At 72.9% G+C, this 776-nt stretch carries 1 protein-coding gene and 1 pseudogene; one reads left to right on the top strand and one right to left on the bottom strand.

The window, feature by feature from the left end; genetic code table 11:
• Positions 1-406, top strand: a 406-nt coding sequence (locus GJV64_RS15085) for a glutamate ligase domain-containing protein (RefSeq protein WP_408015010.1), incomplete at its 5' end; no start/stop codon positions are given.
• Positions 407-414: 8 nt separating this feature from the next.
• On the opposite strand, the pseudogene GJV64_RS15080 reads toward GJV64_RS15085, so the two are convergent.
• A pseudogene (locus GJV64_RS15080) lies at positions 415-776 on the bottom strand (XRE family transcriptional regulator); the annotation flags it as partial.

Here is a 776-nt window from a genome sequence, read left to right as displayed (position 1 = left end):
GGCCCTGTTGCCGGCCGGCAGCAGCCTGTGGATCGATGGCGGCCACAACCCGGCGGCCGGCCGCGCGCTGGCCGAAAGCGTTCGGCCGCTGCTGCAGCCTGGGCAGCGGCTGGTGCTGGTGGCCGGGCTCCTTGCGGCCAAGGATGCCACCGGCTTCCTCAAGAATTTCGCCGGCATGGCCAGCGCCCTCTATGCCGTGCCGGTCCCCGGTCACGCTGCGCAGGAACCAGCCCGGCTTGCCAGCGCCGCGCAGGCCATGGGCCTCGCTGCCGTGACCGCGCCCGACCTGCGGCAGGCCCTGAAGGCCATTGCGCGCAACAGCGAGGCGCCGCCGATGGTGTTGGTGACCGGATCGCTGCACCTTGCCGGCAAGGCACTGGCGCTGAACGGCGACCTGCCGACCTGAACGCGCCGCTAGACCCGGCGCACCAAAGTCGTCACCACCGCCAGCCACGGCACGTCCGCAAGCACCTGCTGGCGGGCGCCGGGCTGCGTGGGCAGCAAATGGATGCGGCTGCCATCCACCGCGATCAGCCGGCCGAAGGCAAAGCGCCCGGCCGGGCGCGGCGCCAGCACGTCACGGTTGATGGCGCGGCTGAACTGCTCGGGCGCCAGACGCTGCGCCCACAATTCATCGCCGGCGCGATAATCGCCCTGTGCCACCTCGACAGCCAGCCCGATCAGGTCACCCTGCGGCTGCGGCGGCACCAGCGTGCGCGGCCGTTCCGGGGCATCGGCGCCGTTGGCCCCGATCAGCGCCGCCACCGGCACGTCGG

It is taken from the genome of Sandarakinorhabdus rubra (genome assembly GCF_010994245.1).
In the GTDB taxonomy this organism is placed as follows: Bacteria; Pseudomonadota; Alphaproteobacteria; order Sphingomonadales; family Sphingomonadaceae; genus Sandarakinorhabdus; species Sandarakinorhabdus rubra.
This window is presented reverse-complemented; position numbering and strand designations above follow the sequence as displayed.